Below are 5,877 nucleotides of genomic sequence, written 5' to 3'. Positions count from 1 at the left end.
CCCCCCCCCCCCCCCCCCCCCCCCCCCCCCCCCACGACTGTGTTGAACGCGGCCGGCGGCCAAGCTGGACGCATGACTCACGACGCGACAGCTTCATTCACCACGACGCGCTCAGGACCTGATGCGGACCAGCCTGACCGCGGATCGCAGCGGTCGCCATCCAGACGCGGCACACGCCTTCTTCGACCCTCGGGGTGAGATGGGGCCGAGCCGCCGGACCAGCCGTGGCCCCGATGGTGTTGAGGATCTCGGCGTCAGATCACGGCTCGGCGGGCGATGTCGCGGAGGCCGGCCCGGCCACCGAAGGTCCGGCGGAGGGCCTCGCCCACCTGTGCGAACAGCGTGTCGCCGCCGAAGTCGCACTCGGCGGCCGAGGCGATCTCGCCGACCAGCAGGTGGACGGCCAGCTCGTCCTCATGGCCGGTGGGCCGGTAGCCATCGCCCGGCAGGTCCGTGCCGAAGACGCGAACGGCCAGACGGGCATCGCCGTCAGGGGTGTCGGGCTCGGTGCCGTGCAGGTAGAGCATGGCCGCGGTCTCCGGGCGCAGTACCCGCTGGAAAACACAGCTCTGGATCGGGGGTGTCGACGAGGGCGCCGCCCCAGAAGGGATCGGTGACATCGAAGCCGGCCGCGGTCAGCGCGGCGGCGGTCCGGCCACAGGGGCCGTCGTCCCAGGTGATCACCGGGGGCGCCCGTTGATCGGCGCGAGGGTTCGGGCCAGGGACGCCGGCCAGCGCCGTGAGGAGGCGGGCGGGCGTCATCGGGTGATCATGGCAACCGCCCGCCGAAAGGTGAAGCGCCGCCCGGAGAGCGGACGGCGCCACAACGCAGACAAGGGAAGAACGGTGCGGGGAGGGTGAGGCATGCATACGGCGATGGACGGAGGGCAGCGCCAGTGCGGCTCAGTAGGACCTGCCGTGACGGTCACGGGCTTTCAGGCGAACCGAGGGGAGTTCCGGCGCGGGCAGCGGATCGGCCTCGCAGCCGGTGACGAATCCGAACCGGGACGCGCCGAGACCGGCCATCCACTGGGTGCGCGCCTCGACGACCTCCTCGTGGGTACGCCCGACGAAGTTCCACCACATCACCAGCGGTTCGTCGAAGGGCTCGCCGCCGAGCAGGAAGAGCCGGGCCGGACCGGTGAACGAGACGTCCAGAGCGGTGTGCCCGTCGCCGAGGTAGAGCAGCGAGCCGGGCTCGACCGTCTCACCCGCGACGTGAGCCGTGCCGGACATGACGACGACGCCGTACTCGAACGACGGCCGCAGCGGCAGAGTCTGCGTGGCCGGGCCGGTGGTGAGGAGTTCCGCGCCGACCAGGGGCGAGTGGGTTCCGGCCGGCGATCGGTGCTCGCCGAGTTGGCCGATGACGACGGTGACGGTGACCGGGCCGTCGTGCAGGGAGGGGAGTTGGGCGTGATGTTCGAAACGGGCGGGGCCGTGCCGGGACTCCTCGGTCAGAGCGATCCACAGTTGCAGCCCGTGCATGCCGTCGGGATGGTCGGGCGGCGTGTACTCGGAGTGGGCGATGCCGTGCCCGGAGGTCATCAGGTTGAGCTGGCCGGGGGAGATGAACTGGTGACTGCCGAGGCTGTCGCGATGTTCGATGAGGCCGTCGACCAGCCAGGTGACGGTCTGCAGGCCGGTGTGCGGGTGCGGTGGGACCTGCATGCCGGGACGGCCGCTGACATCGTCGGGACCGAAGTGGTCGACGAAGCACCAGGCTCCGATCATGCGGCGTTCCCGGTGTGGGAGCAGACGCCGGACGGTGGTGTACCGCCCGAGAGGCACGTCGTGTCCGGGCAGGAGCAGGCTCATCGGGGCGTGTCCGACTCGCGGCGCAGCGACTCGGAGCCGAGGATCCGGGTCACCTGGACCTCGATCACCACCCGTTCCGGGTTGGGCCGGGGCTGGCGGTACCGGGCGGCGTACCGCTTCTCCGCGTCCGCCACCGACGACGGGTCGTCGCGGACCACGGCGAGACCCTCGATGGTGCTCCACCGGCCCCCGTCGACCTGGCAGATCGCTACCCGGGCCGTGCCCTGGGCAGCCCCGCGCCGTACGTGCCGCACCTTCACCGAGCCGCCGGACGCGATCACCCGGGCGACACCGGCGGCCACGTCGAGGGTGGCACCGACCGCGACCACGTGCGGTGAGCCGTCCGCGCGCAACGTGGTGAGCGTGCACAGGTGGCGTTCGGTCCAGAACTCGGCGAGCGCGGGGGAGTCGAGGGGAATGGTGCCGCTCACGGCCGTACCTCCGATGGATCTGTCATGCCGGCCTGGCCGGCGGCTGTCATGCCGGTTCGGCCGGCAGGTCTCCACGCGCGACTGCCGCGACCAGTGCCGCGTGGTCCTTCTCGACCTGGTCGGCGTAGGTCCTGGCGAAGCGCGCGAGGGACTCGTCGAGTTTGCCGGATCCTCCGACGTAACCGGCGATCATGGACGCGCCGCTGGTCCGCGCGTGCGACTTGGCGAGCAGGAAACCGCAGATGCCGGCGTAGTCGGCGAGGGCCCCGGCGTTGATGTCCTCGACGATGATGGCGCCCTTCATGTCGCGGAACTGGCGCACGTAGTACTGATGCTCCCCGACCGTGGTCCAGCCCAGCAATGGGTCGCTGACGGTCTGCAACGCCTGCTGGTACTCGACCACCCGCTGCCCCTGGTGCCGGTGCCAGGCGAGCGCGCCGTGCTGATGTTTCGCGACGACCGAGCGGCGGGCCTGCTTGAGCTGGAGGAAGAGCACGTCGTCAGGGCTGCTTCCCTCACAGAGCGCGACGTACGCCCGGAGCCCGACCGATCCCACGCCGACGACCTTGTGGGCGATGTCGACGATCCGGTACCCGCCGAGGATCCGGGCCCAGTGCGGTTTGAGCGTGCTCAGGTAACCGTCCAGCGACTCACCGAGCTGTTCGCGCTCACCGGCCGGCAGCCGGGTGATCAGCGGGGGTTCCTCGACGAGCCGTGCGGTGCCGTCGTGACGTTCGGTGAAGCGGGGCAGCGCCCGGTCGCTGGTGCGCCTCCGGGCCCGGCGGGCGGCTCGCTCGATCTCGTCACGGAAGCTGGCCCGGCTGGCGGCCGAGCGCATCGCCTCCACGTCGAGCTGGTCGAAGGAGCGGCGCAGCAGAGGCTGCTCGGCCAGGTGCAGGATCTGCTCGCGGTACTCCTCGACACAGTGCTGGACCGCGTCGGAGCAGGAGCTCTCCCGGAAACCGTTGACCCGGCCGGCGACGTGGACGCTGACGACGAGCCGGCGCAGGTCCCACTCCCAGGGGCCCGGGTGCGCCTCGTCGAAGTCGTTGAGGTCGAACACCAGTTCCCGCTCCGGCGAGGCGTAGAAGCCGAAGTTGCCGAGGTGGGCGTCACCGCAGATGACCGGGGTGATGCCGGTGCTCGGCAGATAGGCGAAGTCGTCGGCCATCAGCCCGGCGGTGCCGCGGAGGAAGGTGTACGGGGACACGATCATCCGGCCGACCCGGACCGGGATGAGCCGGTCGAGCCGGCCCTCGTGCGAGGCGACCACCTGGGCGACCGGGTCGGGCCGGCGGTCCGGCTCCCGCCAGTGGGCCATGTCCGAGCGGGGTGACCGGTCGCGCAACGACCGGCCGATCTCGTAGCGTTGGGCGCGGGGCGCGGCGGCCCGGCGCAACGAGGTGAAGCCCTCGTCCGCTAGGCTGCCGAGCACACTCGGGCCGTTGATCAACGGTGGTTCCATCGCTGCCGAGCGTACGTGTCGCGGGACATCATTCGCGCGGGGCTCGTGAAAAGCGGATGTTATCGATAACATTTTGGCAACACGAGCGGTTACGCTCCATTGGAACCGGATCTGGCGAGGTACGCAAGTGGACAAGATCAGCCGCAGCCCGGCCATGACCGACGTGGCCCGCCTCGCCGGTGTCTCGCACCAGACCGTCTCGCGCGTCCTCAACGATCATCCCAATGTCAAGGAACAGACCCGGATCCGGGTCCGGGCCGCCATCGCCGAGCTGGGCTACCGGCCGAACCGGGCGGCTCGTGCCCTGGTCACCGGCCGGTCCCAGCTGATCGGTGTGGTCGCCCGCAACAGCACGCTGTACGGGCCGGCGACCATGCTGAGCGAGTTCGAGCAGGCCGCCGCGGACTCGGGGTTCGCGGTCAGTGTCGGCAGCGTCCGCGAACTGGACCGCTCCTCGATGGGCGCGGTGGTCGAGCGGCATCTGGACCAGCGAGTGGCCGGCCTGGTGGTCATCGCGAACACCGCGTCGGCGGTGGAGGCGCTCGCCGAGATCCCGGAGGACCTGCCGGTGGTCTTCATCGACGGGGACCCGGCCGGCGGGCGGCCGGTGGTCACCGTCGATCAGGTGGCCGGCGCCCGGGCGGCCACCCGGCATCTGCTGGACACCGGGCACGAGACGGTGTGGCACGTCTCCGGGCCGACCGATTGGTTCGACTCGGCGGGCCGGATCCAGGGCTGGCGGCAGACCCTCGAGGAGGCCGGCGCCGAGGTGCCACCGTTGCTGTCGGCGGACTGGTCGGCCGCCGAGGGCTACCGCACCGGCCAGATGCTGGCCCGGATGCCCGAGGTCACCGCCATCTTCACGGCCAACGACCACCTGGCGCTGGGTATTCTGCGGGCGCTCAGTGAGCGGGGGCGCCGGGTGCCGCACGACGTCGCGGTGGTCGGCTTCGACGACGTTCCCGAGGCGGCCTACTTCATCCCGCCGTTGACCACCGTCCGGCAGGCTTTCGGCGACGTGGCCCGAGCGGCGTTGAGCCTGCTCCTCGGACAGATGCGGGACGAGGCCGGTACGGCCAGCCAGATCGTGGTACCACCCCAGCTCGTCATCAGGGAGAGCGCACCCGCGCGCACCTGACCGCAGCGCACCCGCGCGCACCTGACCGCAGCGCGCGCACGGGCCTGACCGCAGTGCGCGCGCTTGACCGCAACGCGTTCCCGGGCGGGCGACGGACCGTGGCTCGCGGGCGGAACGTGCGCGGGCCCGAGCCAGGCGTTGCGCGGGGTGCCCCGCGGGCGGGGGCGTGGGTGAGGAACGGGAGCGGGAGTTCGTCAGGCTGAGGGCTGGACGCGAGGAGATCGGGCAGCAAACTCGGGCCCGGCTGAGCCCGTCGGCCGAGGATGCCACGTGCATGTCGCCGCCACATCAGCGACGTGTCACGGGCGCGGATCTACGGCCGGAACCAGCTGGTGTGGCCCGGGGGCCGGAAACAGGTGGTGCGGCCCGAGGCCGGGAGCGGTCGTGCGGCGCAGGACCACAGGTGCGGTGGTGCGGCCCGAGGCCGGGAGCGGTCGTGCGGCGCGGGACCACAGGTGCGGTGGTGCGGCGGGGACTTGCCGTGTGGGCGGTCCGGGGGTGTTGTGGAGCGTGAACAGGGTGCCGGGAGGAACGGGCCGGAAGTCGTCCGTGTAGTAGGTGGAGCGCTCCGCGGACACCCTCCCGTCCCGACGTTAATGGGCCGTTACCTCGTTGTTGCCAAGGCCCGTTGACAGGCGATTTGTTAGCGATAACACTGGGTTCGTTCCCGCTGGAATGTGGCCGCCGCCACGTCCCGGCCGCGCCTGTCGGAGGTACACCCCACATGATCGTCTATGCGCGTGGGACCCTGGCCGGGGTGCGTTCCCTGCCCGCGGCGCATCTGCGCCGCACCGGGTGCGGCCCGAGCGGCGCCGGAACAGGAAACCCGACCGGTGTGGGAGCGAGAAACCCGGACGGTGCCGAAAGGCGAGCCTTCGGCGACGCCGAGGCCGGAAACCCGCCCGGAATCAGAACGGAAATCCTCGGCGAGTCCGGGACGGGAATCCCGGGCGCCGCGGTTACGGCCGGGACGGGAATCCCGGGCGCCGCGGTTACGGCCGGGACGGGAATCCCGGGCGCCGCGG

General features: G+C 71.4%; 5 protein-coding genes. 1 reads left to right on the top strand and 4 read right to left on the bottom strand.

All coding sequences use genetic code 11. From position 1 onward, the window contains the following. Positions 1 to 254: 254 nt before the first annotated feature. From ACQ0O7_RS37885 to ACQ0O7_RS37870, 4 genes are all read right to left on the bottom strand, one after another. Positions 255 to 527 (bottom strand): hypothetical protein, encoded by a 273-nt coding sequence (locus ACQ0O7_RS37885; protein WP_430789904.1) that lies wholly within the window; start codon positions 525 to 527, stop codon positions 255 to 257. Positions 528 to 903: 376 nt separating this feature from the next. Beyond that, positions 904 to 1,818: a pirin family protein gene (locus ACQ0O7_RS37880; RefSeq protein WP_430789902.1), complete on the bottom strand. Its 915-nt coding sequence runs from the start codon at positions 1,816 to 1,818 to the stop codon at positions 904 to 906. Then, complete coding sequence (locus tag ACQ0O7_RS37875) at positions 1,815 to 2,249, bottom strand: PPOX class F420-dependent oxidoreductase (protein WP_430789900.1); 435 nt, start codon at positions 2,247 to 2,249, stop codon at positions 1,815 to 1,817. Before ACQ0O7_RS37875 ends, ACQ0O7_RS37880 begins: the two co-directional genes overlap by 4 nt. A 46-nt stretch (positions 2,250 to 2,295) precedes the next feature. Next, the gene (locus tag ACQ0O7_RS37870; RefSeq protein WP_430789898.1) at positions 2,296 to 3,714 is read right to left on the bottom strand and encodes a DUF2252 domain-containing protein; all 1,419 of its coding nucleotides are present in this window, start codon (positions 3,712 to 3,714) and stop codon (positions 2,296 to 2,298) included. Between the two features lie 154 nt (positions 3,715 to 3,868). Between ACQ0O7_RS37870 and ACQ0O7_RS37865 the strand changes: the two genes are divergently transcribed. Next, positions 3,869 to 4,852 (top strand): LacI family DNA-binding transcriptional regulator, encoded by a 984-nt coding sequence (locus ACQ0O7_RS37865; protein WP_430789968.1) that lies wholly within the window; start codon positions 3,869 to 3,871, stop codon positions 4,850 to 4,852. Positions 4,853 to 5,877 lie beyond the last annotated feature (1,025 nt).

The sequence above is a fragment of the Actinoplanes sp. G11-F43 genome (assembly GCF_050589265.1).
In the GTDB taxonomy this organism is placed as follows: Bacteria; Actinomycetota; Actinomycetes; order Mycobacteriales; family Micromonosporaceae; genus Actinoplanes.
Note: the sequence above shows the minus strand (reverse complement) of the source record. Positions and strands in the feature narration are given on the sequence as shown.

Bases quoted from the DNA above. Each gene is read 5' to 3' on its own strand.
- ACQ0O7_RS37885 (WP_430789904.1), bottom strand. From the start codon at position 527: ATGCTCTACCTGCACGGCACCGAGCCCGACACCCCTGACGGCGATGCC.
- ACQ0O7_RS37880 (WP_430789902.1), bottom strand. From the start codon at position 1,818: ATGAGCCTGCTCCTGCCCGGACACGACGTGCCTCTCGGGCGGTACACC.
- ACQ0O7_RS37870 (WP_430789898.1), bottom strand. From the start codon at position 3,714: ATGGAACCACCGTTGATCAACGGCCCGAGTGTGCTCGGCAGCCTAGCG.
- ACQ0O7_RS37865 (WP_430789968.1), top strand. From the start codon at position 3,869: ATGACCGACGTGGCCCGCCTCGCCGGTGTCTCGCACCAGACCGTCTCG.